Raw genomic sequence first — 25,681 nt, forward strand, 5'->3', positions numbered from 1 at the left:
CAATGACCGCGGAACAGCAATTGCCGAAAGGGTGGAAGAAAACGACTTTTGGAGAAATTGCACAAGTAGTAAGTGGCGGCACTCCAAACACTAAATTAGGTACAAACTTTGCTGAGAAAGGAAAGGGAATAAGTTGGATTACTCCCGCTGATTTAAGCAAACATACAGATAAATTTATTTCGAATGGTGCGCGAGATTTAAGTAATGATGGTTACAAATCTTGTTCAGCAAAACTATTACCAGCAGGAACAGTTCTTTTAAGCAGTAGGGCACCAATTGGATATGTTGCTATTGCTCAAAATGAATTATCAACAAATCAAGGTTTCAAAAACTTTATTCTTTCAGACGACATTCTTTCTGAGTATGCATATTATTATTTAAAATCAATCAAAAGTACCATTGAGAGCTTAGGAAGCGGAACAACTTTTCTTGAGCTATCCGCCTCAAATGCTAGAAAAATCCCCATTATCTACCCAACCAGCCAAGAAACCCAACAAGCCATCGTCAATAAAATCGAAAGCCTGTTTGACGAAATCGACGAGGGCATAGGCCGTCTGAAAACCGCAGCGCGGCAAATCCAACAATACCGCCAATCCCTGCTCAAAAACGCCTTTAACGGCGAACTCACCAAAGAATGGCGCAGCAAGCACGCAGATACCCTGCCGTCTGAAAACGAACTGCTCGCCCAAATTCAGACGGCCCGAGAACAACACCACGCCCAACAGCTTGCCGACTGGCAGAATATAACTATTGGTGAAGTTGTAACAATCTCACCTAAAAAAGAAAAGGCTATCGATGATGATACTGATGTTTCTTTTTCATCAATGCACTTGATGTCATCATCGCTTTCAGAACATTTGACATATGAAATTAAAAAATGGGCAGACGTAAAAAAAGGATTTACTGTATTTAGAAATAACGATGTGTTATTAGCTAAAATTACTCCTTGTTTTGAAAATGGGAAAAGTGCCGTCGCTCAAGATTTAATTAATGGAATTGGTACAGGCTCAACAGAATTTATGGTCTTGAGATCTAGTAACCAAATACTTCCAAAATTTTTATATTTTCTTGTTAATACACCAGACTTTAGACAAGCAGGCATTCATAATATGACGGGTTCTGTTGGACACAAGCGAGTTCCAAAAGACTTTGTATCTACTTGGGCTTTTAGTTTGCCTCCATTAGCCGAACAAACCGAAATCGTTGCCATTTTAGAAAGCAAACTCAACGCCTGCGACCAACTCGCCGCCGAACTTTCTAAGCAACTCAAACAAGCCGAGCTGCTTAAACAGGCCGTCTTAAAAGCGGCTTTTTCAGGCAGCCTTTTGGATAAATAAACATGAAGCAGCAAAAAATTTGGAAAAGTTTCCATGATCAGCTGGAAATTTTAAAAAATAGAGGACTAATAATTGAAGATGAAAAGAAAGCATTAGGTTATTTAAAAGCCATTGGCTATTATCGTCTAAGTGGTTATTTGTATTCTTTTCGTCAGTTTGATCCAAACAATAGTAAAAGCCGTCTTGATAACTTTATACCTAATAGCCGCTTTGAAGATGTCAAACAGCTTTATATGTTTGATAAAAAATTAAGACAACTTGCACTTGATGCGTTAGAACGTATAGAAATTGCGTTGCGGACAAACATAGCTTACACCCTTGGCCAATATGACCCTTTGGTATATCAAAAATCCCAATATTTTGAAGCAAACTTCAAACATGAAAATTGGTTGGTCAAATTCCAAAATTTGGTGGAGAGAGAATCTGAAAATAGTTTTGTCAAACACCATTTGCAGCATTATGGCGATTTGCCAATTTGGGCAGCTTGCGAGGTGTTAGATTTTGGCACAATGTCAATGCTCTACAAAGGAATGCAATCGAAAGATAAAGATCATATTGCAAAGATATATCATCTAAGAGAAGGAAAGCATCTGCAAACCCATTTGCACGCTTTAAATTTCATTCGCAATGTCTCAGCACATCATAGCCGTTTATGGAATAAACCTGTAATATTTAAGGCAAACTTAAAGGGATTAGATGGTAATCAGTGGAAACAATTGAACGTAGCCCAGCCTTTTGTTTATTTTTGCTTAATGAAAAGAATGTTGGACGTGATTTGTCCAAACTCAACTTGGGGCGAACGTTTTCTTGCCCTATTGAATGAATTCCCACAAGTTGAGAATCAGGCGGTAAGATTGGAACAAATGGGAGTAATTACTGATTTAACCCATTGGCAATTATGGAAAAAAACTTAAAAAAGAAAGCCCCCAACCTTGTAGTTCCAACCTCTTGAGTTGGCAAAGTAGGGGGAGTTATTGGCGCTAATTATAATTATGCAGGATCCTAAGGTCAAGATTTATTATCTAAATGATGCTCTTAGGCCTAAAAATGAAGAGAAATCAACGATGACCACAACGCAAAACCACACTTCAAATGCTATTGTCCAAAAGGTTTGGAGTTTCTGCCATATGCTCCGCGATGACGGCGTAAGCTACGGCGACTATTTGGAACAAATTACTTATCTGATTTTCTTGAAAATGGCTTTTGAATATAGCCAGCCGCCTTATAACCGTCATGTTGGTATTCCGGAAGAATACAACTGGCAAAGTCTGACTGCTCGCACGGGTGCGGAATTGGAAAGTCATTATCTTGCGCTGTTGCGCGATTTAAGTATACGTAAAGGCTTACTTGGCCAAATCTTTGCCAAGGCGCAAAACAAAATCCAAGACCCGGCCAAATTGTCCCGTTTGGTGGCAATGATTGATGAAACCAAATGGACGCGCTTGGGCGTGGATGTGAAAGGCGATATTTACGAAGGCATTTTGGAAAAAAATGCCGAAGATACCAAATCAGGCGCGGGGCAATACTTTACACCGCGCGCTCTGATTGAGGCAATGGTCGAATGCGTCCGCCCGCAGGCAGATACTCTGATTGCCGACCCTGCAGCAGGTACTGGCGGTTTCCTTCTGGGTGCATACAGCTATCTGGAAAAACATGCCAATTTAAATGCCGAGCAAAAAGCGCGGTTAAAAGACGGGACGTTTTTCGGTAATGAAATTGTCGCCAATACCCGCCGTTTGTGTTTGATGAACCTGTTTTTACACGGCATCGGAGAAATGGACGGCGAAAGCCCGATCAGCTCCGATGATTCCTTGGTTGCACCAAGCCCTCGAAAAGTAGACTTGGTTTTGGCCAATCCGCCATTCGGTAAAAAAAGCACCATGACCATTACCAATGCCGAGGGCGAAGCTGAAACCGAAGATTTTGTCTATAACCGCCAAGACTTTTGGGCAACCACTTCCAACAAACAAGTCAACTTCTTGCAGCATATTTACACGATGCTCAAAAACAACGGGCGCGCTGCCGTGGTCGTGCCCGATAATGTGCTGTTTGAAGGTAGCGCAGGCGAGACCGTGCGAAAAAAACTCTTGCAGATGACCGATTTGCATACGATTTTACGTTTACCAACGGGTATTTTCTACGCCCAAGGCGTGAAAGCAAATGTGTTGTTCTTTGATAACCGCCCCGCACAGGAAAAAGCCGTTACCCAAGAAGTTTGGGTGTATGACTACCGTACCAACGTGCATCACACGCTGAAGAAAAAACCGATGCAGTTGGCAGATTTGCAGGATTTCATTGCCTGCTATTGCCCTGAAGACCGTTCAAAGCGCACAGAAACCTATCATGCCGAAAACAATCCCGACGGACGCTGGCGTAAATTTAGTATCGATGAAATCAATCAGCGAGAAAAAACCAGCCTGGATATTTTCTGGTTGAAAGACCATTCTTTAACCGACTTGGACAATCTGCCCGCCCCTGATATTTTGGCCGAGGAAATCATTGAAAATATCGAAGCGGCTTTGATGAGTTTTCGAAGCGTTGCAGCGCAGTTGGGAGAAAACGAATAGAAAAGCATCTGATGCCTTGTTGATTGCTTTGTCATTAGGTTGGCCTGGCTTTGTGATTTTGAATTGATAAGAGGTTAGATACATATAAAAAAGACAATCTTTTTAGATTGTCTTTTTTATTCGATTATTTCTTCGCAGGTTCTACTTCACCCACAGCTTTCTGGGATTTTTCATCCATTTCCACTTTAATATTATGGTCCACCACCACATTCATATTAATGGTGATGCCTTCCTTTGGTGTATCCAATTGAATGGTTGGTGTGCAAGCTGTAAGTGTAAACATTGCCGCAAAAATAAAAAAGTGCGGTTGAAATTTAAGGTGTTTTATCATTTGTCTTTGTCTAATTGCTTATAAAGTTTATATTGCAGATTTTGTTCAAATTGTGAGCCATAGTCAATCATATTCCACAATTCAAACATATTTTCTTGGTGCGTATAATTTAACGTTATCGGATTATGGGTTCGCTTGGTTGGATTAAACCCGCTAATACTTGCACGCAACGTCATTTGTCCTTTCGGATCGAGCGTCACTGCCGCATGGGAATTTTGCAGTTCCATTTCTTTTAATAAATCCACCAAAATATTCTCTGTCCAACCGCCTTTTTTCAGCCCTTTCACCATTTCATCCGTTAATTTGATGGACACATTTCCCACTTGTTCCAATGTGCCATTACAAATCAAACATTCCTTATGCCCGAGCCAAAATGGCAGGGTCGCATTCGCGCGGCCGGTTAAGGTTACTTGATTATATTGCGCTAAGGCTAACACTTGGGCTAAATCGATATTGGTAAAAGAAAGTGTCGCCATTTTACTTTGTGGGAAAGTGAGCTGAGGTACCGTCAATTCACCATCAAATAAGGAAAGTTTCACATTTTTTAAGATAAGTGGATTTTTCATGGTATTCGGATAACGACCGAATAAATCTAATTCCCCATTTGAGACAGAAAGCGCGCCATAGCGAATATTTTTAGTCGAAATATGAATTGGCTTACCTGAGGCCACTTGTAATGCCTCGTTTTCATAATTCATTGGGAAGCGAATATTCAAGCCATACACTTCACCATCTGGCATGGTGATTTTACCGTTTTTCAGGTTCAATTCCCCGCCCATTTTCACGCCATTGGTATTAATCACGAATTTGCTCTGTCCTTTGATGCTACCCTCATGAATTAACCAGTTCCATTTTTGTGGGAAGAGTGATTGGAACACTTTTGCGGATTGTTCTTTCCAGCTGATTTCACCTGAAAGTGCACTATTCTGATATACACCCAAAACATCTAAAGGCCCAAGCGAACCAGCCTTTAAATCACCTGCAAAATTGAAGTTACTGATACTCTTACCATCAATGCCTAAGCCAAAAACAGGCGAAACAAAACGACCGCCATAAGCCAGTTCAATCCAATCTGTTTTCGCTTGTAACAAGCCTCGAATATGTTCTTCTTCATAATCCCAGCGGAGTCGATCTTTAAGTTCCAATGAAAGTGGTGCCATTTTTACCTCTTTCATTTTGACTTCTTTAGAATGAGCAGAAAGTTGATTTAATTCGATATGATCGGCTTCCCAAAATCCTTTACCTTCCATTTTGACTGGCGTATTTAAGGATTTCCAGTTTGCGCTTCCATTGATAATCCAATCCCAACGGTTTGTCGCTTGTTTTTCCACCGACTGTAACTTATGTTCTTCATCTCGGAAGTCAAACACGGTTTTAATACCGGCAATAAACTCGTGGGCGTTTCCGTCTAATTTTAAATTGAGATTTTCAAACTGCGGGGTTGTGCCATTCAACGTTGCCTGCAAACGCCCTTCTAAGCCATAACGACCGATAATAATGTCATCTAACGGTAAACGAACATGTAACTTGGTGCCCTCTTGTTCGTTATCCATTTTAAAGACCGACCCCGGATAAAAATACACCACGGGATGCGTAAAAATCCCACCTAGATGATAAGTTAAATTAGTGAGTGCCACAGTCGAGTTATAACGTAAATCCCCACGTGTTTTCAGCTCAAAATCCAATTCATTATTATCATCGCCACCACCGATTTCACCATTTTTGCCTGAAATCACGATCTCCCCTTTGCCCATTTCGCCAAAGGTTTGCAAGATCACGTTCATATCAATGCTTAACGGCAACAAGCCCTCTGCTGCACGGTGGATAGATAACCCAAGGAAGCCTTTAATCGGTTGATAGCTGTCGAAAGTCCAGTAAAATTTCCCCCATGAAATATCCAAACCGTCTTTGGTGAAGACGAAAGGCACATCCAACAACGGAGAATTTGCCGTTAAATCTTGAACATTTAACTGACCATCCGCACCTTGCCACGACACTTTTGCCTCGCCTTTTGTGACGGCTAGTTCTGGGTTATTCCAATTGAATAAAACATTTCCTTGTTGAGGAAGTTGAGAAAGATCGGGCTCAAAATTTGCAGTGAACTGAAGATCATAGGTTTTATCGCCTGATTGTTTGATATCGGTATTGCCTGTCCATTGGAAGATCCCATCTCGTGGCGTAACAGTGGATTGATGATGCAGCTCAAGCCCATCATTATTCGCTTGTGCTTCTAGTGCTAATTGGTTGCCATTATAGTTTGCATCTAACGCCCAATCAGCCGATAAAAAAGGCTGCAGCGCGGCTTGTTTTAGTGCGTCGGTATTTGTTAATTGAAAGTGTTTAACTTTGACATCAGAAATAGGCAATGCCGCCCAAAGTGCGGTTAAATTTGGCGGTGTTTTTTCAGCGTTATCGCTTGGCAAATGAGTTAAACAATCATAATTCAAGCCAGCCTTTTCAATATCAAGACTATGCGTATTCCACCAAGTGAGTTGCGCATCATTGAGGTTTATGAGGGTACATTGATCTGTTTTCACTTTTAGCTCAGGTAGCGTTAAACCTGTCGCTTTCCATTGCCAGTCATCAGCTAATTCAATGTGATAATGTGGTGCTAAAAAATGATTTGCAAGTTGTTCCACTCGTTTCGGGGTCGCAAAAACGAGCACTAAGCCAACGCTTACTACGATCAAGAGCAACAAAATAATCAAAGCCCACAGGCAACGCTTTCGCATAGTTTCCCCAATTACGCGATAAATAAATGAACAGAGACGTATTCTATCTTATCTCGTCCCAAATAGCTCAACTAACTTATCCCCAAAGAAATAAAATACTAATCCAAAGGCGACAATAATTAAGCCGATAAATTTCGTGATATTTACTTCTCGAATCGGCATACCGATAAGACCAAAATGATCGATAGTGGCTGCGGTAATTAATTGTCCGACAATGATAAAAAATAACATCGCGGTAATGCCTAGCTTAGGTGCAAGCAAAACCGTTGTGAACACGACAACTGCACCAAGTATCCCACCAATTAATTTCCACCAAGGTTGTGAAGGGACGGTTGATAAATTGCCCCATAAATCGGTTTTTACCCAAGCAATAAAAAAGAGAACGAGCGTTCCCACTGCAAAAGAAATAAAGGTCGCGATCACTGCTTCGCCACTCATGGCTTTCGCGAGTTGAGTATTAATTGCTGATTGCGTGGCAAGTGCAACACCTGCCGCTAAGGCGATAATGAGATAAACAAAAAACATTGAAACTCCCAACAGAAAATTTGGCTTATTTTAACCTTTTCCTATTTGTCTTGTCGCGAAATGCTTTCCATTCGATAAAAATCGTCCCAAAATCAACCGCACTTTGCATTTCATTCATAAATACCTCAAAAGTTGTAAGTCATCTTACCTGTTTATTTGATCTCGATCACTATTTGACTATTCTTTATTTGACGGTAATCTTCAAATCAATACACTTAACTCCATTCGGAGCAATCGTTTGCGCAATGCGTATTGAAAGCAAAATAGACTGATTTTATCAACTCAATGGGAGGAATATCCATGACCCACATTATCGTTGCAACGCACGGTAAGTTTTCTGAAGAAATCGTCAATTCCGCCGCTATGGTGTATGGCGAAGATGAAAACTGCCATGTCGTGACTTTCTTACCGGGTGAAGGCGGTGAGCATTTAATCGAGAAATATAATGCGATTATTGCCACACTGCCTGAAAATGAACCGGTGCTCTTTCTGGTCGATTTATTTGGTGGTAGCCCTTATAACGCGGCAAGCCGAGTTGCCAGTGAAAGAGATAATACCGATATCGTCACCGGCATTAATCTACCAATGTTGCTAGAAGTGCTTGATGCCAAAGATGGCGCCAGCTTAGATGAATTGGTAGAAACCGCAAAAGAAGTCGGGGTCGCTGCCGTGAAATCCTTCCGTCAACCTAAAGAAAGCAAGACTGCTCCAACGCCCGCTGCTAAACCAGCTGAAGCACCAAAAACCGCTCCAAATCCAACCGCACTTTCTGGCAATATGAACATTTCCTTATTGCGTATTGATAGCCGTTTAATCCACGGTCAAGTGGCAACCTCTTGGGCGAAAGCGGTGAAATGCGAAGCGATTTTTGCGATAAATGATGATGTGGCGAATGATGCGCTTCGTCGTGATTTATTACTTCAAATCGCCCCTGAACATTTGAAAGCTTATGTGATTCCTGTGGAAAAAGCCATTAAGGTGTATCACAACCCGAAATATGCGGGAAAAAACATTCTTTGGTTAGTGACCAACCCAACAGATATCGTGCGCTTAATCGAAGGCGGCGTGAAAATTGATAAAGTTAACGTGGGCGGTATGACATTCCGTGAAGGCGATAAGATGCTTTCCCAAGCAGTTGCTGTCAACCCAACTGATGTGGCGGCATTTAAACAGCTTTTAGATAAAGGCGTGGAATTAAGCTTGCAACAAGTGGCGAGCAGCCCGAAATCAATGCTCACACACAAAGAGCTTGATGCGATTCAATTTTAATTACGAGGACAATTCATTATGACAACAATGGAAATTATTTTAGTCACACTCGTTGCCGCCATTTGCGGTATGGGGAGTGTATTGGACGAACGTCAAACTCATCGTCCTTTAGTTGCTTGTACCCTAATCGGCTTAGTATTAGGGGATTTAGAAACCGGTATTATTGTCGGTGGTACCCTTGAATTAGTGGCATTAGGCTGGATGAACGTGGGTGCGGCAATGGCACCAGATGCGGCATTAGCCAGTGTGATTGCGACTATCCTCGTCATCAAAGGCGGCCAAGATAAAGGGAGCGCATTAGCGATTGCGATTCCGGTAGCCGCAGCAGGTCAAGTATTAACCATCTTTGTTCGTACTTTAACCATCTTCCTTCAACACAAAGCCGATGATTTTGCCGCAAAAGCGAACTTCCGCGGCATTGAATTCTGTCACTTCAGCGGTCTTGCGTTACAAGCGTTACGCGTGGCGATTCCAACCTTCTTCGTTGCGTTAGTGGCAGGTACGGATACAGTGACTGAAGCATTGAATGCGATTCCAGAAGTGGTCACTCGCGGTTTACAAATCGCTGGTGGTTTTATCGTGGTCGTTGGTTATGCGATGGTCATCAATATGATGCGTGCAGGCGCATTAATGCCATTCTTCTTCCTAGGCTTCGTAATCGCCTCTTTCACCAATTACAACCTTGTCGGTCTCGGTATTTTAGGCACATGCTTAGCGATGATTTACATTCAATTGAACCCACGTTTCCATCAATCTACTGCACCACAAGCAGTTGCAAAACGTGAATTAGCTGACGATGAACTTGAAGGACTATAAGGAAGAAATTATGACTGAACAAACTAAAAAATCATTAACAAAAGGCGATATTCGTAGCACTTACTGGCGTTCAACTTTCTTGCTAGGTTCCTTCAACTTTGAACGTATGCAAGCAATGGGTTTCTGTGTATCTATGATCCCTGCCATTAAACGTCTTTACAGCAAAAAAGAAGATCAAGCAGCGGCATTAAAACGCCACTTAGAATTCTTCAACACCCAGCCTTGGGTGGCCTCATCGATCATTGGTGTTACTGCCGCGATGGAACAAGAACGTGCGAACGGTAACGATATTGATGACTCAGCAATCAGCGGGGTGAAAGTCGGTTTAATGGGACCATTAGCCGGTGTGGGTGACCCCATTTTCTGGGGAACATTACGTCCTGTATTAGCCGCACTTGGTGCAGGTTTAGCCATTACCGGTAGCCTTTTGGGGCCATTGCTTTTCTTCATCGGTATCAACCTTTGCCGTGCAGTAACTCGTTGGTATGGTTTCAAATACGGTTATGAAAAAGGTACCACAATCGTTAACGATATGGGCGGCGGCCGCTTACAAAAATTAACGCAGGGGGCGTCTATCCTCGGTCTCTTTGTCATGGGCTCACTGGTATCGAAATGGACGAGCATTAATATTCCATTAGAACTTTCCCGCTATAAAAACCAAATGGGCGAAGAAGTAGTGACCACCGTACAAAGCGTGTTAAACGATCTTCTCCCAGGCCTTGCGGCGTTAGGTTTAACCTTCTTATGTATGTATTTATTACGTAAAAAAATCAACGCCATGTACATCATCTTCGCCTTATTCGGCGTGGGTATTTTAGGCTATCATTTTGGTGTGTTAGCCTAATACATTATGATATTGCCTTCCCTCTTTTTCTTGTGGGAAGGCAAATTTTTAGCATGACATATAAATCCTATGAACTGGAAAGATCTCATCAAGCCACCACCGGCTGAAGGCTATATCAAAAATTCATCCAATTTAGTGACCGCACTTTTTATTCTGGCGGGCATGCTTTATTATCCCACTAACGGCTACGGTGCCATCATCGCATTAATTGCGGCGCTGATTGTGTTAATCGGTCAAAAAATGCTAATTGCTCAAACCAATAAAGATTTCACCGAAATGCAATTAGCCGAAAAGCAATTCCAAGAAACCCAAAACAGCGATTACCTCCGCTTTATTGAAGCACGCGCCACCCAAATGTTGCGCGACAACAAAGTGCTTTCCGAAAAAGGCAAAACAGAGTTAGAGAGATTACTGTCTGTCGTCAAAACGCATTTAGCCTAGCAACGCCAAAATAATCATAACTTTTAGCTATATGAAATAAGCTTTTCTTCTTTTTCTTACTTAAGTTAGAAAGGTATTATCAAACGGAAATTTATGATTTATCCCTTAGGAGTAGTTTATGTCTCAATTTAAAATTCACACCATTGAATCAGCCCCTGAAGCAGCACAAGAAGCTTTAAAAGCCGTACAAAATGCCAATGGGTTTATTCCAAATTTAATTGGTGTTCTTGCGAATGCCCCTACTGCACTTGAAACTTATCGCACGGTGGGTGGCATTAATGGTCGTAACAGCCTAACCGCAACAGAACGCGAAGTGGTGCAAATTACTGCTGCTGTAGTTAACGGTTGTGGTTTCTGTGTAGCAGGCCACACGAAAATTGCTTTAAAAGTGTTAAAACTTGAAGAAGAGCTTGTAAACCAAATTCGTGCAACAGCTCGTATTGAAAGTGATAAAAAACTCGATACTTTAGCGCGTTTCACCCTTGCTGTTATTTTGCAAAAAGCAAAATTAACCGAAGCACAACTTAAAGCATTCTTTGATGTAGGTTATACTCAAGAAAATGCTATTGATGTGATTTTAGGTGTCAGCCTCGCCACATTATGTAACTATGTGAATAACATCGCTGAAACCCCAATCAATCCTGAATTACAAGCATTTGCATAATCAAGCCAATATAAAAAGTGCGGTCCAAAATGACCGCACTTTTTTATTCCTTCACAAATTGTTTTATTTGATCTGAATTGAGATGCCCTGGTTGTTCTTTGATAAGATTTAAATCCTTATCCAACAGCAAATTAAACGGATAGCCTAATACATTAGCTCGTTTAATGATTTCACCGTTTTCATCCAATAATACCGTGATGTTTTTATAATCTAGCCCCTTATACCAATTGATAAATTTTTGGCTATTTTGTTCGTTTTTTTGTCCAGGTGAGGCAATCGTAATCACATTAAAATCCAAATTCTTTTCAGCACTAAGATCGTCAATTTCCGCTAAACCTGCCAGACAAATTGGACACCAAGATGCCCACATTTTGATGTAAAGTGGTTTGCCTTGATATTGTGATAAAAAGACAGTTTGATTATCCAACGTCTTCAAGGATATATCCGCCAAAGACACCTTCTCTTGTGCAAAGCTCAATGGACTCAAAAACAATAAAAGTGCGGTCAATATTTTTTTCATTTTTTCCTCTTATTTCACAAAGGGAATCAAATCGCCATAGCCTTGTTTTTCCATTTCATCTAATGGAATAAACTTAATCGATGCGCTGTTGATGCAATAACGTAAACCACCTTTATCACGAGGGCCATCATCAAACACATGGCCTAAATGGGCATGACCACTGCGACTTAATACCTCAATACGAGTCATATTAAAGCTATTATCTTTTTGATACTCCGCCACTTCAGCGGCAATCGGTTTAGTAAAACTTGGCCAACCACAACCGGATTCAAACTTATCTTTGGAAGAAAACAACGGTTCTCCCGTGGTGATATCCACATAAATACCCGGCGCGAAATTATCCCAATATTCGTTACTAAAAGAGCGTTCGGTATGTTTGCCTTGTGTCACGTCATATTGAAGTGCGGTCAATTTTTGCTTCAATTCTGCATCACTTGGTTTTGGGTATTTTTTATCATCAATTAATGGCTCATCGGCTTTTTTGATGTCGATATGGCAATAGCCATTCGGATTTTTCTTGAGATAATCCTGATGATACTCTTCCGCCTCCACATAATTTTTCAGCGGTTCCACTTCAATTTGAATCGGTTCTTGATATTTACTTTGTAAAGTTTTCAATGCTGCCTCAATAACCGCTTTATCTTGCTCATTTTGATAATAAATGCCGGTGCGATATTGTCTGCCACGATCATTACCTTGCTTGTTAATACTGGTTGGATCGATCACGCGGAAATAATATTGCAGTAATTTATCTAACGAAATTTTATTTGGATCGTAAGTGACTTTCACGGTTTCCGCATGATCTGTCGCATGCAATAATTGGTAGTTAGTGGTATCACCTTTTCCATTGGCATAACCCGAAACGGCATCAGTCACGCCTTGAATTCTTTCCATATAAGCTTCTAGTCCCCAAAAACAACCACCGGCAAGATAAATAATTTGTTGTTCTTGTTTACTTTCCATTGTCATTTTTTGCTCCTTTGATGATTCTGTGTGATCAGCATACGTTAAACTACTTTGCAAACCGCCAAAAAGTGCGGTCAATATGAGAAATGTTTTTGTATATTTCATTTTCTTTCCTTATTATAGAAAAATCTTCAGCTTGCATTTCATTAGACGAAGACAAGCCCATTTTCTTACAAAATAAGGCAATTTTTTACCGCACGTTGTGCAAGGAACCTTTATGCCAAACATACATCTCCGCAATAATTATCAAAAAGCTGTTGTTTGTATGGTGTTAGCTTACATCAGCATTGCCTTAATGGGTGTATTTGTAAAATACGCCTCTGATGAATTACCGTCCAGTGAAATTTTATTTTCCCGCTTCTTTATTGGTTTTGTTTTTCTCTTGCCCTTTTTAATTAAAGATGGAGATTTCAAAGTCGATATGTCGCAATGGAAGTTTCTCATTTTGCGTAATCTAGCCGGCATTGCCAGTATGTTGCTAACCTTCTACGCCATTAAATATTTACCGATTTCTATTGCGATTTTATTGATGAATACGTCCGCACTTTTTGTGCCTTTATTGCTGTTTTTCTTTAAAGTCAGAACGCCATTAAAAGTATTAGCTTGCAGTTTTATGGGGTTTATCGGTGTATCCATCATTATGCTGACCAACGGTTCAATGAATATCAACCCTATCCATGTAGGCTATGCGTTAGGTGCTGCAGTATTGGCGGCCATGGCATTTATCAGCTTACAAGAGCTCAATAAACACAACTCACCTAAAAATATCGTGTTTTACTTCCACTTATTAGGCTCGATTTTATTGCCACTCTTTTTTATTACTCAATGGGAAATACCAACACTACATGGATTCACATTACTGCTTTTAGTGGGCGGATTTGGTCTTATTTTCCAATTATTACTCACTCGCGCCTTTAAATACGCCCCTGCCAATGTCATCACGCCTTTTGCTTTTACTGGCGTGATTTTCTCCAGCATCTGTGACTGGTTCTTCTGGGATAACGTACCAAGCCTAAATTTCTGGATTGGTTCATTAGTCATTATTATTGCCGTCAGTTTACTTGCCAGAATGCGGGCAAAATAGAGAAATCCGACCAAATAGCTAGAATATAACTATTCTCAATAACATTGTTTGAGTGTATAATCCAAATGCTTTTTATTATTGAGGACACAACATGAAAAAATTATTCAAAACTACTTTAGCTTCCGCATTGTTAATGGCATCTGCATTTGCTAGCGCCGTGACGGTTAAAGATGCGAAAGGTGAATTTACCCTTGATAAAACCCCAAGCCGTGTTGTGGCATTGGAATATTCTTTTGTGGATGCCTTAGCCCAAGTCGGTGTAAGTCCAGTAGGTGTGGCTGACGACAACAAAGTCGATCGTATTTTGCCGCAAGTACGCGAAAAAATTGCTGCATGGCAATCCGTTGGCACGCGTTCTCAACCAAGTCTTGAAGTGATTGCTTCCCTCAAACCCGATTTAATTATTGCCGATCCGTCCCGTCACACAGCGGTGTTTGAAGAATTGAAAAAAATTGCACCAACAGTGATGTTCGATTCTCGTCATGAAGGTTATCAAGAAAATCTTGAAACTACGCAAAAAATTGGTGATTTAGTCGGTAAAAGTAGCGAAATGAAAGCGAAGATCAATGAACATAACGATTACATTGCCAACATTGCAAAAAATCTAGGTGTACAAGGCAAAAAAGCCTCATTTGGTACTTCCCGAGAAGATAAATTTAATATCCAAAATGACAATGGCTATGTGGGTAGTTTCTTAACGACATTAGGTTTTGCCCCAACTAAACTCAATAGTGATCAAGCTTTCGTGGAAATCAACCTTGAACAATTAGTAATGGAAAAACCGGAATACTTGTTCATCGCCCATTATCGTGATGAAAGTATTGCGCGCAAATGGGAAGCTGAGCCACTGTGGAAAGCTATTCCTGCCGTAAAAGCGAACCATGTTTACAGCGTTGATGCCGACATGTGGGCTCGTGGCCGTGGCTTGGAAGCGAGCAAAATTATGGCAAAACAAATTGAAGGTTTCGTGAAACAAAAATAATGATGAAGTCCGCTTTCCGTTGGGGACTTCCCCTTATCATTCTGGCTTTCCTATTATGGGGAAGCCTGTTTTTGTATTATCCCATCGAAATTCAACCGCTTGCAGCGTTACAAGCGTTCCTCCCCGATGGCGATGAAATTGCCAAAATTACGGTAACCGATTTACGCCTACCGCGCGCATTAGTTGGCATGATTTTAGGCGCCAATCTTGCGGTGGCAGGAGCGTTGTTACAAACCATTACGCGTAATCCACTAGCCTCGCCTACGCTACTCAGCGTGAACTCGGGAGCCAGTCTTGCCATGGTGACCACCAGTGCGTTTAGCCCCCTGATTCTTTCTGGTTATAGCATTGCTTTAGTGGCTAGTATCGGCGGCGGTCTGAGTTGGTTTGTGGTAATGCTGATCAGCAATGGTTGGAAAGACAACAGTGGGGATCGTAGCCGAGTGATTTTAGCGGGGATTGCTGTATCACTACTTTGTGCCGCCCTCACGAAATTGGTGCTCATTATCGCGGAAGATCATGCCTTCGGTATTATGAGTTGGCTAGCTGGCGGCATTGCACATGCTCGTTGGAATGAATTATTGACGTTATTTCCGTTCTTTATTTTGACCGCACTTTTCTGCCTGTTTTTTGCCAGTCGTTTGAATTTACTCAATTTAAGCGATGAATCCGCTCGTTCCCTAGGCATCAATCTCTTTCGTTTACGTTGGTACGCTAACATCATGGCATTATTGATTGTGGGTTCAAGCGTAAGTGTTGCTGGTCCCGTGGCCTTTATTGGCTTACTCGTGCCCCATCTTGCCCGCTATTGGATTGGTTATGACTTGCGAAAATCGCTCCCCATGGCGATGCTACTCGGCGCAATTTTAATGCTGGCTGCAGATACCATTGCCCGCGCGGTCAACTTCCCTAGCGAAGTACCTGCTGGTGCGGTACTTGCCTTAATCGGTGCGCCAGTCTTTGTATTATTTGCCAGAGGAAGACACTAATGCGAACCTCTCATGTATCTTTTCGTGCTATCGGCTTTTATGTCATCACGCTCAGCCTGATGGTACTACTCTTTGGATTGAGTATTCGCCTTGGCACTTATACGCTTTCTTTTGAGGAAATTTGGGCGGCCTTTCAGCCTGATGATAAAAACTATTTTACCTTGATGGAATATCGCCTACCCCGTGCAGTATTAGCGATTTTATTAGGCGGAGCCTTAGCAATTTCTGGTGTGTTAGTGCAAAGCGTGGTGCGCAATCCACTTGCCTCTCCCGACATTTTAGGGATTAACAACGCGGCTGGGTTGGTTGCTGTTTCAGTATTGATGTTCTTGCCAAACTTGGCATTTTACTGGATGCCTATTTTTGCCTTTTTAGGCGGCGTGCTCTCTTTTGTCATTTTATGGATCGTGTGCGGTTTTAACTTCCGCCCTATCAAAATGGCAATCATTGGGGTCGCACTTTCCGCATTGTGGGCAGCCATTAGTCATTATCTGATGCTTACCAATCCGGTCGAGATCAACACGGCAATGTTATGGCTCACAGGAAGCCTGTGGGGGCGCAGCTGGTCTTATTTGAATGTGGTATTGCCATGGTTAGTAGTGTTGCTACCCTTGCCATTTATTTTCTGTCGCGATCTCGATACCCTTGGTTTAGGTGAAAACAAAGCCTCCACCTTGGGCGTGACCGTAAATAAAGTGCAAATTAGCGTTTTAGTGTTAGCGGTAGCCCTTTCTACTACAGCCGTGGCAATTTGTGGTCCGATTGCCTTTTTAGGCTTGGTTGCGCCACATCTTGCCCGTCGTTTAGTCGGCGGCAGACATCGCACCCTATTACCGGCAGCCTTGATTATTGGCGCCCTCTTATTACAACTTTCGGATATTTTGGCGCGGGTGATTGACCCACCAACTGAACTACCAGCGGGCATTCTGACTGCAATTATCGGTGCGCCATATTTCTTCTACTTATTGATGAGAACTAAATAATGAGCATTGAAATCAATAATTTATCTTTAGGTTATCAAGATAAACTCGTGGTTAAAAATCTGTCGCTAAAATTCCCGAAAAATAAAGTGATTGCATTAATCGGCCCAAATGGTTGCTGTAAGTCCACCACATTAAAAGCGGTTGCTCGCTTACTCAAACCGAAGCAAGGTTCAATCACCCATAAAGGTCAGGATATTTGGCAAAAAAGCCCTAAAGAATATGCCCAAGAATTGGCTTTTCTCCCGCAGCAACACTTGGTACCAGAAGGCATTAAAGTACGCGAATTGATCGCTTACGGGCGTTCACCTTACTTAAACCTCTGGGGTAAACTCAGCCAAAAAGATGAAGAATTGGTTAATTGGGCGATGGCGCAAACACAAACTGCCGAACTCGCCGAACAGTTGGTTTCTGATTTATCTGGTGGTCAGCAACAACGGGTATTTTTAGCCATGACACTTGCGCAAGATGCTGAATTAGTGCTACTCGATGAGCCGACTACTTATCTGGATTTAAACCGCCAAGCAGAACTCATGGGCATGATGCGACAAATGCAACAAAACGGTAAAACGGTGATTACGGTGTTACATGACCTCAACCAAGCCTGCCGCTATTGCGATCACTTAATCGTCATGAAAAAGGGGGCTGTGATGGCACAAGGCACACCTGATGAGGTCATGACCGAAGAGTTACTGAAGGATGTGTTTGATTTAGATGTCATCATTCATCGTGATCCTATCAGCAATACACCGATGTTTATTTTGAAATAACCTACTATCACTTCTCTAATATCAAATAGGCGTTTTATTTTACTAAAACGCCTATTTTTCACCTAAAATTCCCGCTGTTATACATAACTAATGTTTTTCATAGCTCACCACGAGGTCGGACCACTTTACGAAACTTACACTTTCTTCACATTGTCAGAAATAACGAAGCACTAGATAATTATTATTAATATAGTAAAACTTAAAAATGAAATCTCTATCTCATGTCTTTAAGGCAATGCTATTAGCAGGTGTCAGTACCTCGGTAGCACAGGTTGCCTATGCCCAAAATTCCTCTATTGATACCGAACGAGAAAATATCATCATATTCTCTCGTCAAGGAGAGACACAATTAAATCAAGCCATTCCAAAACTTGAGGCCTTATTTAAGAGGACAAACGATATTAAAGTGCGCGATGATTTAATTACACTCTATCTGAGGACGAATCAATCCGCTAAAGCACTTTCACTTTGCGAAAGCTGCGCACCAGCGCAATTTTCCCAAAATGAACTGGAAAATTTAGGCAAAGCCGCTCGAAATGAAAAACAATATGACCGTGCTGTTGCATTCTATTCCCAATTGCAAAAGCAATTCCCTGATAATCCAAATGGATGGCTTGGTGGCGCATTAGCCTCCACTGAAACTAAAAACTACACTGCGGCAAAAAATGCACTGAATGTTTATAAACAACGTTTTGGACAAGATAATGCTTATCTTGATGCGGAAAGTTATTTGCTTGATTTCACCGAACCCGACATGGCTAAACTTGGCCGTTGGCAACGTCAGTTAGAACAAAATCCGAAAAATATCACCTTAATGAGAGAGTTGTATCGTTTAGCATCGAAATACAACCTTCAACCATTACAAGAGAAACTACAAAAAGCCTATCCCGATCAATTCAATCAAAAAGATATGATGTGGTTTGAGCATGGTAAGACGATTACCTCCTCCAAAAATGCGACGACACCTACACAACAAGAAAAATCATTTGAAGAATTGACCGCACTTTTGACCAAAATTAATCCTGAGCATCCTCTGTATCAACAAGCATTGCAAGATCGTTTTGTGATGGGTGTTCGCTTGAATAAATTTGATGAAATAAAAGATGACTTCAATACATTACAGGCTCAATCTAATGTGCCTGCATATTTAGAAGAAGCCTTTGGTGATTATTGGGCAGCAAAAGGCTCACCACACAAAGCATTAGCGATTTATCAATCAATTGAACAACAAGCCTCAAACAATAAACTCGCTGTGAGTGATGGTCTACTTCATAAACTCTCTCTCACTGCAAGCGATGCTGGCAAATTTGAATTGGCGCAACAATATTTAGAGCGTATGAATTCAAATGTTTATATCAATGACTATACCCGAACATCAAAAATTCTGAATCCTGGCTACGATTCTCGCTATTTTGGTTTAGCTCGTTTAGCGTTATGGCGCGGTAACAGCAAATTAGCTCAACAACTTATTGATGATCGTCTATTTAACAAAACGCCTGGTGATCCATGGGTTATGTTGCAAAAAGCGGAACTTGAGCGAAATCTCGGCAATTATGATGATGCTAAATTATGGGCGGAAAAAGCCAGTTATTTTTTGAGTAAAAATGATCAGCAAGAAGCTCGTAATAACCTAGCTGAAACGGCCTTGAGTCAAAATGATTTACCAACAGTTTCAAAAACACTTGATGCAATGAATGAAGAACAACGTCAGTCAGCGCAATCCCTTATTAAGCATTATGAACAAGCACGTTCTGGCAAAGTTGTAGGGAGCGTCGGCTTACAGCATCGCACCTCACCAATAAGTTATAGCAATGAAAGTAGTCAAGATTATGCGATTTACACACCGAAAACAGCAAATGGTCACGATCTCTACGTTCATTATTTAGAAACTCACTCCCCTTATGACAAAGAAAGTCTTATTTCGCGTCGAATCGGTGTAGGCACTGAACTCAATTTCTATCCACTTCAAGTAAAAATGGAAGGTGGGAAAGGCATTAAGCTTAATGATAAAGCCTATTTCTCGACGGAAGCAAATTATACCCTCAACCAACACTGGTCATTTAATTTAGATGCCAATATTAATGGTAGCGGCACACCGGTTAAAGCCATCAATAAAGGTGTGTATACCAAAGATATTGGCTTCTCTACTACGTATTCCTATTCCGATATTTTCCAAGCCGGACTAGGTGGTGGCGTCATGAAATTTGATGACGGCAACTTAAGAAAAGAAGCCAATTTCTGGTTGAATCTCAATACATTCAAACATGACCGTTGGGCGCTAACCAACAATTTCAGAGTCGATTACAGCAAAAATAAAACCATTGATTCTGCTGAATATTACAACCCATCAAAAGCGACAAGCTTGGAATTCAGTGCGGATTTAAGTTACTACCAACCACTTAATTATGGCTTAGTCTTAAATCATCACCTGAAAGCCAGTGTGGGTGCTTATAAACAGGCAGAACTCAGTCGAGAAAAAATGTGGTCGATAAGTTACGGACACCAATGGCGTGTTGGTAAAAAATTTGGCGTGTCTTATGAAATTGGTCGTAAAAAGAATATTTACGACGGCAGTGCTGAATTCAACAATTTCGGAAATTTAAACTTCTCTATTTATTATTAAATACTTAAGCGGTATAACTTTATGAGATCTCTAAAACATTTTGCAAAAATCATTATTTGCACGCTTTCCCTTTTTTCGGCTTTTGCCTTTGCGCAAGATCGTTATGGCGTATTAGCTTACCACTCTGTTGTAGATGAAAGTGCGGCTGAAAATCAAAAACATTATTTTCCTCAAACGATTCCAGCCCAAACCTTAATTAAACATTTTAATTGGCTAAAAGAAAATGGATACAACGTGATCAGTTGGCAACAAGTTATCGATGCTGAAAATGGTAAAGGCACATTACCTGATAATGCGGTATTGCTAAGCTTCGATGATGGCTATGAAACCATGTATAACGTGGTCTTTCCTCTATTAAAGGCCTATAACTACCCTGCTGTTTTTGCGCCAGTGACAGGCTGGTTAGATACGCCGGCAGATCAAAAAATCGCTTATGCCGATAAAATGTTAGATCGTTCCGTTTTTGCCACTTGGTCGCAAGTCAAAGAAATGGAACAAAGTGGGCTCATTGAAGTAGCCTCACATACTCATAATCTTCACAACGGTATAAATGCCAACCCATCTGGTGGTCAATTACCCTCAGTGATTGCACCTGAATATAAAAACGGAAAATATGAAACTGAAGATGCCTACAAAAACAGATTGAAATCTGATTTCACTCGTTCTGTTCAAACGTTAGTCAATCATATCGGTAAGAAACCACGTATAATGGTGTGGCCTTATGGACAATTTAATGATGTTGCTGTGCAACTTGCACGACAAGCAGGAATGCCACACTATTTCTCATTAGGTGAAAAAATCATCAATAAAGTGGGCGATAAACATATTGGACGCTTATTACTTAATGCAGAAACCGATCTAAATACCGTTAAAAACTATCTTGATGGCATTGATGAAAGCAAACAAATTCAACGAGTACTGCATGTCGATTTAGATTATGTCTATGATGCGGATAAAGCTCAGCAAGCCAAAAACCTTGATAAGTTAATCGACCGCATCTATCGCTATGGTGTGACGACAGTTTATCTTCAAGCCTTCTCCGATCCAGATGGGGATGGCGTAGCCGATGCCTTGTATTTCCCTAATAAATATCTTCCTGTTCGCGATGATATTTTTGGTCGAATTGCCTGGCAATTACAAACACGCGCAGGAGTACAAGTTTATGCTTGGATGCCTGTACTCGCCTTTGATTTACGAAAAAGCGTAAAAGAGGCGGAATATGTCATTGATAGCCGTACAGGCAAGCCTTCAACAAAGGCTTATTTACGCCTTTCACCTTATAACAAACAGAATGTCGAAATCATTAAATCCATTTATAACGATTTGTCATTCTACGCCAAATTTAATGGCATTTTATTCCACGATGATGCGTTCCTAACCGATTTTGAAGGTGCTGAAGGCACTCACGCTGAAGGCATGGTTAGTCCACAAGCAAAACAAAAAACACAAGATTTAATCCAATTAACCCATCAACTCACCGATGCGTTAAAACCTTATTTCTTGCGTGGTTCATATTCTCTTAAAACGGCTCGTAATCTTTATGCATCAGTGATCACAAATCCAAATGCAGAAGAATGGTTGGCACAAAACTTAAAAACGCTCACCGACAATTACGATACCACTGCCATCATGGCGATGCCATACATGGAAAATGAACAGCCTATTTCACAAAAAGAAGCCTATCAATGGTTTGCTTCTCTCATTGAAAATGTGAAAGCCCAAGCGCCATTAGATAAAGTCTTATTTGAATTCCAAGCGGTGAATTGGCGAACTCAAAAACCAATTCCTGAATCCGAATTGATTGATTGGATGACGCTATTACAAAAAAATCATATTTATAGCTATGGCTACTATCCGGATAACTTTTTAACAAACCAACCGGATATGAACAAAATGAGACCGTATTTTTCCGTAAATACGAATGCAGGGAAAAAATAAGGATTGATCATGAACCAACAATTCTTAGAAGCAGTGAGTATCTTCGTATTCATGTATCCTGCCGGGATGGCAATATATTGGGTAACGGCAAGTCTGTGTTATTACCTGTTTATGGAAGGAAAACTCGGGCAACCGACTTTCCAACAAATGTCCAAAGAACGCGTTCCTATGGTCAGCATTATGGTGCCTTGCTACAACGAAGGGGACAATCTAGATGAAGCTATTCCTTACTTGCTCCAACTCAGATACCCAAACTATGAATTGATCTTTATCAATGATGGCAGTAAAGATAACACAGGTGAAATTATTGAACGTTGGGCAAAAGCTGACGAACGCATCGTGGCGCTTCACCAAGAAAACCAAGGTAAAGCCAGCGCATTAAATCATGGCTTGTTAGTTGCTAAAGGTGAATATGTGGCCTGTATTGATGGCGATGCCGTATTGGATTTCGATGCGATCGATTACATGGTGCAATCCCTCGAATTAAACCGTGCTTATGGCGCCGTTACAGGAAACCCACGCGTACGTAACCGCAGTACAATCCTAGGTCGCTTACAAGTGTCTGAATTTAGCTCCATTATCGGTTTAATCAAACGCGCTCAAAGCCTGATGGGAACCATCTTCACCGTATCTGGTGTATGTTGTTTATTCCGAAAAGATGTAATGGAAGAAATCGGTGGCTGGAGTACCAATATGATCACCGAAGATATTGATGTCAGTTGGAAAATCCAAACAGCCGGTTACAACATTATGTATGAGCCTCGTGCCTTATGTTGGGTATTAATGCCTGAACGTCTTTATGGCTTATACAAACAGCGTTTACGCTGGGCACAAGGTGGTGCTGAAACCATTCTCAAATATTTTCCTCAGGTCTGGCGTTGGAGAAACCGCCGTCTATGGCCAATGTATGCCGAATATTTTGTTACCGCAACTTGGGCAATCTTATTAGTTGCACTGGTTGCACTTTCACTATACCGCAAGATTACCTTAGGTGTAGGTATTCAAAACATGGAGCTGTTTGAAACAAATATCTCGATCATGTTTTTTTCCTTCTTCTTACAGTGTCTCTTAAGCTTATACATTGATTCACGTTATGAAAAAGGATTGATCCAATATGGAATTTCCTGCATTTGGTATCCCTACGTTTATTGGTTACTCAATACGGTAACCTTACTCATTGGAATCCCAAAAGCGATTTTTAGAAACAAGTCCAAGCTAGCTGTCTGGACAAGCCCTGACAGAGGAGTTTAAATAATGGCAACCGCCACTTTACAACAATTGATGGTTATTAATAAAGGTAGCAGCCTTCCCTTGCTGATTAAAGCCAAAAGCTTTGTACTAGATCTAGTTACCTGGGCTTTATGGGCTTATATCATCACTTTTGTCGCGAGATATGCGGAACGCATCTTCACTAAACCGATTCTGGAAAGTTTCTTTTTCGTTGATGTGGTCAGCATCATGTTTTCTGTCTCTGCGGTATTGGTCATATTGGCTTATATTTGGTCTATTCTTACCGTAGCAAAAGAATAACTCGCAAAAAACTTAATATAAAAACCGCACTTTGGTTTACAAATCAAAGTGCGGTTATTTTTAGAGATGTTTAATTAGATATGATATTCTCTAATTAAGCTTTTGGACCTGCTGCGATAAGCGCTTTACCTTCTGCGTTAGTTGCATATTTTTCGAAGTTTTTCACAAAACGTCCAGCAAGATCTTTCGCTTTCGCTTCCCATTGTGCTTTATCCGCATAAGTATCACGTGGGTCTAAGATCGCAGAATCTACGCCAGGTAATGCTTTTGGAATCGCTAAATCAAAGATTGGTAACTCGCCCATTTCTGCTTTTTCGATAGAACCATCTAGGATTGCATCGATAATACCACGAGTATCTTTGATTGAGATACGTTTACCTGTACCGTTCCAACCAGTATTAACTAAGTAAGCTTCTGCACCAGCAGCTTGCATACGTTTAACTAACACTTGAGCATATTGTGTTGGGTGAAGAGTTAAGAACGCCGCACCGAAACATGCTGAGAAGGTTGGAGTTGGCTCAGTAATACCACGCTCTGTACCAGCTAATTTAGCAGTGAAACCAGATAAGAAGTAGTATTTGGTTTGCTCTGGTGTCAATTTAGACACTGGAGGTAACACACCGAATGCATCCGCAGTTAAGAAAATTACTTTCGTTGCGTGACCTGCACGAGATACTGGTTTAACAATATTATCAATGTGATAAATTGGGTAAGACACACGAGTATTTTCAGTTTTAGAACCATCATCGAAATCAACTGAACCATCTGCACGAACCACGACGTTTTCTAATAATGCATCACGACGGATTGCACGGTAGATATCTGGCTCATTTTCTTCAGAAAGATGGATAGTTTTCGCGTAGCAACCACCTTCAAAGTTGAAGATACCTACATCATCCCAACCGTGCTCATCATCACCGATTAATTCACGTTTTGGATCAGTAGAAAGGGTGGTTTTACCTGTACCTGATAAACCGAAGAAGATTGCTACATCACCGTCTTTACCTACGTTAGCAGAACAGTGCATTGCACCTACACCTTTAAGTGGTAGGAAGTAGTTCATCATTGAGAACATACCTTTCTTCATTTCGCCGCCGTACCAAGTACCACCGATTAATTGGATACGCTCAGTTAAGTTGAATGCAACGAAGTTTTCAGAGTTCAAACCTTGTTCTTTCCAGTTCGGGTTGGTGCATTTAGAACCATTCATTACCACGAAATCAGGTTTAAAGGTTTTTAATTGTTCTTCTGTCGGACGAATGAACATATTTTTCACAAAGTGTGCTTGCCATGCTACTTCAGTCACAATACGTACTGCGATACGGTCTTGTTCACTTGCGCCACAGAAACCATCAACCACGAATAAACGTTTACCAGAAAGTTGTTTAGTCACAAGACCTTTCAAGCTTGACCAAGTTTCTTGAGTCATTGGTTTGTTATCGTTTTTCGCCACATCAGAAGTCCACCACACAGTATCTTTTGTGGTATCATCTAAAACGATGTATTTGTCTTTCGGTGAACGACCGGTAAAGATCCCTGTATCAACAGCCACCGCACCCGTTGTGGTAAGTGTACCTTTTTCAAAGCCTTCTAAGCCTGGTTTTGTTTCTTCTTCAAAAAGTTGTTCATAACTTGGGTTATAAACCACTTCTTTAACATCATGAATACCAACGGCTTCAAGTTCTTTAATTACGTTTTTAACATCAGTCATAGTTCACCTCTTGATTAAAGTTTAAAAATTTTTCCTACGTTTATTGTATGGGAATTGTCAAA

General features: G+C 41.0%; 22 protein-coding genes and 1 pseudogene. 17 read left to right on the plus strand and 6 right to left on the minus strand.

What is annotated here, in order from left to right; all coding sequences use genetic code 11:
- Nucleotides 1-2: 2 nt before the first annotated feature.
- The 3 genes from DPV85_RS07180 to DPV85_RS07190 are packed head-to-tail and all read left to right on the plus strand — an operon-like array spanning nucleotide 3 to nucleotide 3,904.
- Nucleotides 3-1,337 (plus strand): restriction endonuclease subunit S, encoded by a 1,335-nt coding sequence (locus tag DPV85_RS07180; protein ID WP_049364744.1) that lies wholly within the window; start codon nucleotides 3-5, stop codon nucleotides 1,335-1,337.
- Nucleotides 1,338-1,339: 2 nt separating this feature from the next.
- The gene (locus tag DPV85_RS07185) at nucleotides 1,340-2,251 is read left to right on the plus strand and encodes an Abi family protein (protein ID WP_049364743.1); all 912 of its coding nucleotides are present in this window, start codon (nucleotides 1,340-1,342) and stop codon (nucleotides 2,249-2,251) included.
- A 60-nt stretch (nucleotides 2,252-2,311) separates the two neighbouring features.
- The gene (locus DPV85_RS07190) at nucleotides 2,312-3,904 is read left to right on the plus strand and encodes a class I SAM-dependent DNA methyltransferase (protein ID WP_243584675.1); all 1,593 of its coding nucleotides are present in this window, start codon (nucleotides 2,312-2,314) and stop codon (nucleotides 3,902-3,904) included.
- Nucleotides 3,905-4,028: 124 nt separating this feature from the next.
- On the opposite strand, the gene DPV85_RS07195 is transcribed toward DPV85_RS07190, so the two are convergent.
- From DPV85_RS07195 to DPV85_RS07205, 3 genes are read right to left on the minus strand one after another with little or no spacing between them, the layout of a single operon-like run.
- Nucleotides 4,029-4,235 carry a YnbE family lipoprotein gene (locus DPV85_RS07195; protein WP_005695183.1) on the minus strand — a complete coding sequence of 69 codons (207 nt, stop codon included), beginning with the start codon at nucleotides 4,233-4,235 and terminating at the stop codon, nucleotides 4,029-4,031.
- Nucleotides 4,232-6,967 (minus strand): YdbH family protein, encoded by a 2,736-nt coding sequence (locus tag DPV85_RS07200; RefSeq protein ID WP_049364741.1) that lies wholly within the window; start codon nucleotides 6,965-6,967, stop codon nucleotides 4,232-4,234. The genes DPV85_RS07195 and DPV85_RS07200 overlap by 4 nt, the downstream gene beginning before the upstream one ends.
- Before the next feature lie 48 nt (nucleotides 6,968-7,015).
- Nucleotides 7,016-7,492, minus strand: coding sequence for a DMT family transporter (locus DPV85_RS07205; RefSeq protein WP_049364740.1), 477 nt, complete (start codon nucleotides 7,490-7,492; stop codon nucleotides 7,016-7,018).
- 300 nt (nucleotides 7,493-7,792) lie between these two features.
- Here DPV85_RS07205 and DPV85_RS07210 point away from each other — a divergent pair, with 300 nt between their 5' ends.
- The 5 genes and pseudogenes from DPV85_RS07210 to DPV85_RS07230 all read left to right on the plus strand — a co-directional run bounded on the left by DPV85_RS07210 (nucleotide 7,793) and on the right by DPV85_RS07230 (nucleotide 11,526).
- Nucleotides 7,793-8,761 carry a mannose/fructose/sorbose PTS transporter subunit IIB gene (locus DPV85_RS07210; protein ID WP_111327548.1) on the plus strand — a complete coding sequence of 323 codons (969 nt, stop codon included), beginning with the start codon at nucleotides 7,793-7,795 and terminating at the stop codon, nucleotides 8,759-8,761.
- An 18-nt stretch (nucleotides 8,762-8,779) separates the two neighbouring features.
- Complete coding sequence (locus tag DPV85_RS07215; protein ID WP_005695178.1) at nucleotides 8,780-9,577, plus strand: PTS mannose/fructose/sorbose transporter subunit IIC; 798 nt, start codon at nucleotides 8,780-8,782, stop codon at nucleotides 9,575-9,577.
- A 10-nt stretch (nucleotides 9,578-9,587) separates the two neighbouring features.
- Nucleotides 9,588-10,421 carry a PTS mannose transporter subunit IID gene (gene manZ / locus DPV85_RS07220; RefSeq protein WP_049364739.1) on the plus strand — a complete coding sequence of 278 codons (834 nt, stop codon included), beginning with the start codon at nucleotides 9,588-9,590 and terminating at the stop codon, nucleotides 10,419-10,421.
- Between the two features lie 69 nt (nucleotides 10,422-10,490).
- Nucleotides 10,491-10,859, plus strand: a pseudogene (locus DPV85_RS07225) (hypothetical protein); the annotation flags it as partial.
- Between the two features lie 121 nt (nucleotides 10,860-10,980).
- Nucleotides 10,981-11,526: a carboxymuconolactone decarboxylase family protein gene (locus DPV85_RS07230; RefSeq protein WP_111327550.1), complete on the plus strand. Its 546-nt coding sequence runs from the start codon at nucleotides 10,981-10,983 to the stop codon at nucleotides 11,524-11,526.
- Between the two features lie 43 nt (nucleotides 11,527-11,569).
- Here the strand turns inward: DPV85_RS07230 and DPV85_RS07235 are convergent, their stop codons facing one another.
- Nucleotides 11,570-12,046 carry a redoxin family protein gene (locus DPV85_RS07235; RefSeq protein WP_111327551.1) on the minus strand — a complete coding sequence of 159 codons (477 nt, stop codon included), beginning with the start codon at nucleotides 12,044-12,046 and terminating at the stop codon, nucleotides 11,570-11,572.
- Between the two features lie 9 nt (nucleotides 12,047-12,055).
- Nucleotides 12,056-13,117, minus strand: coding sequence for a bifunctional peptide-methionine (S)-S-oxide reductase MsrA/peptide-methionine (R)-S-oxide reductase MsrB (gene msrAB, locus DPV85_RS07240; protein WP_005695172.1), 1,062 nt, complete (start codon nucleotides 13,115-13,117; stop codon nucleotides 12,056-12,058).
- Nucleotides 13,118-13,229: 112 nt separating this feature from the next.
- On the opposite strand from msrAB, the gene DPV85_RS07245 reads away from it, so the two are divergent.
- The 9 genes from DPV85_RS07245 (at nucleotide 13,230) to DPV85_RS07285 (ending at nucleotide 23,908) form a co-directional block, all read left to right on the plus strand.
- Nucleotides 13,230-14,096 (plus strand): DMT family transporter, encoded by an 867-nt coding sequence (locus DPV85_RS07245; RefSeq protein ID WP_070592649.1) that lies wholly within the window; start codon nucleotides 13,230-13,232, stop codon nucleotides 14,094-14,096.
- A gap of 91 nt (nucleotides 14,097-14,187) precedes the next feature.
- Complete coding sequence (locus DPV85_RS07250) at nucleotides 14,188-15,078, plus strand: Fe(3+) dicitrate ABC transporter substrate-binding protein (protein WP_111327552.1); 891 nt, start codon at nucleotides 14,188-14,190, stop codon at nucleotides 15,076-15,078.
- Nucleotides 15,078-16,067, plus strand: a complete 990-nt coding sequence (fecC, locus tag DPV85_RS07255; RefSeq protein ID WP_111327553.1) for an iron-dicitrate ABC transporter permease FecC — start codon at nucleotides 15,078-15,080, stop codon at nucleotides 16,065-16,067. Before DPV85_RS07250 ends, fecC begins: the two co-directional genes overlap by 1 nt.
- Nucleotides 16,067-17,050 (plus strand): Fe(3+) dicitrate ABC transporter permease subunit FecD, encoded by a 984-nt coding sequence (gene fecD / locus DPV85_RS07260; RefSeq protein ID WP_048953924.1) that lies wholly within the window; start codon nucleotides 16,067-16,069, stop codon nucleotides 17,048-17,050. Before fecC ends, fecD begins: the two co-directional genes overlap by 1 nt.
- On the plus strand, nucleotides 17,050-17,817 hold the full coding sequence (gene fecE, locus DPV85_RS07265; protein ID WP_049374859.1) for a Fe(3+) dicitrate ABC transporter ATP-binding protein FecE: 768 nt from the start codon (nucleotides 17,050-17,052) through the stop codon (nucleotides 17,815-17,817). Before fecD ends, fecE begins: the two co-directional genes overlap by 1 nt.
- 205 nt (nucleotides 17,818-18,022) lie before the next feature.
- Nucleotides 18,023-20,440, plus strand: a complete 2,418-nt coding sequence (gene pgaA / locus DPV85_RS07270) for a poly-beta-1,6 N-acetyl-D-glucosamine export porin PgaA (protein WP_111327554.1) — start codon at nucleotides 18,023-18,025, stop codon at nucleotides 20,438-20,440.
- Nucleotides 20,441-20,461: 21 nt separating this feature from the next.
- On the plus strand, nucleotides 20,462-22,378 hold the full coding sequence (gene pgaB / locus DPV85_RS07275) for a poly-beta-1,6-N-acetyl-D-glucosamine N-deacetylase PgaB (protein ID WP_111327555.1): 1,917 nt from the start codon (nucleotides 20,462-20,464) through the stop codon (nucleotides 22,376-22,378).
- A gap of 9 nt (nucleotides 22,379-22,387) precedes the next feature.
- On the plus strand, nucleotides 22,388-23,629 hold the full coding sequence (pgaC, locus tag DPV85_RS07280; protein ID WP_111327556.1) for a poly-beta-1,6-N-acetyl-D-glucosamine synthase: 1,242 nt from the start codon (nucleotides 22,388-22,390) through the stop codon (nucleotides 23,627-23,629).
- A 3-nt stretch (nucleotides 23,630-23,632) separates the two neighbouring features.
- Nucleotides 23,633-23,908 (plus strand): HmsD, encoded by a 276-nt coding sequence (locus DPV85_RS07285; RefSeq protein WP_065420546.1) that lies wholly within the window; start codon nucleotides 23,633-23,635, stop codon nucleotides 23,906-23,908.
- Nucleotides 23,909-24,002: 94 nt separating this feature from the next.
- On the opposite strand, the gene pckA is transcribed toward DPV85_RS07285, so the two are convergent.
- The gene (pckA, locus tag DPV85_RS07290) at nucleotides 24,003-25,619 is read right to left on the minus strand and encodes a phosphoenolpyruvate carboxykinase (ATP) (RefSeq protein ID WP_111327557.1); all 1,617 of its coding nucleotides are present in this window, start codon (nucleotides 25,617-25,619) and stop codon (nucleotides 24,003-24,005) included.
- Nucleotides 25,620-25,681: the final 62 nt, after the last annotated feature.

Source organism: Haemophilus parainfluenzae (assembly GCF_003252725.1).
In the GTDB taxonomy this organism is placed as follows: domain Bacteria; phylum Pseudomonadota; class Gammaproteobacteria; order Enterobacterales; family Pasteurellaceae; genus Haemophilus_D; species Haemophilus_D parainfluenzae_L.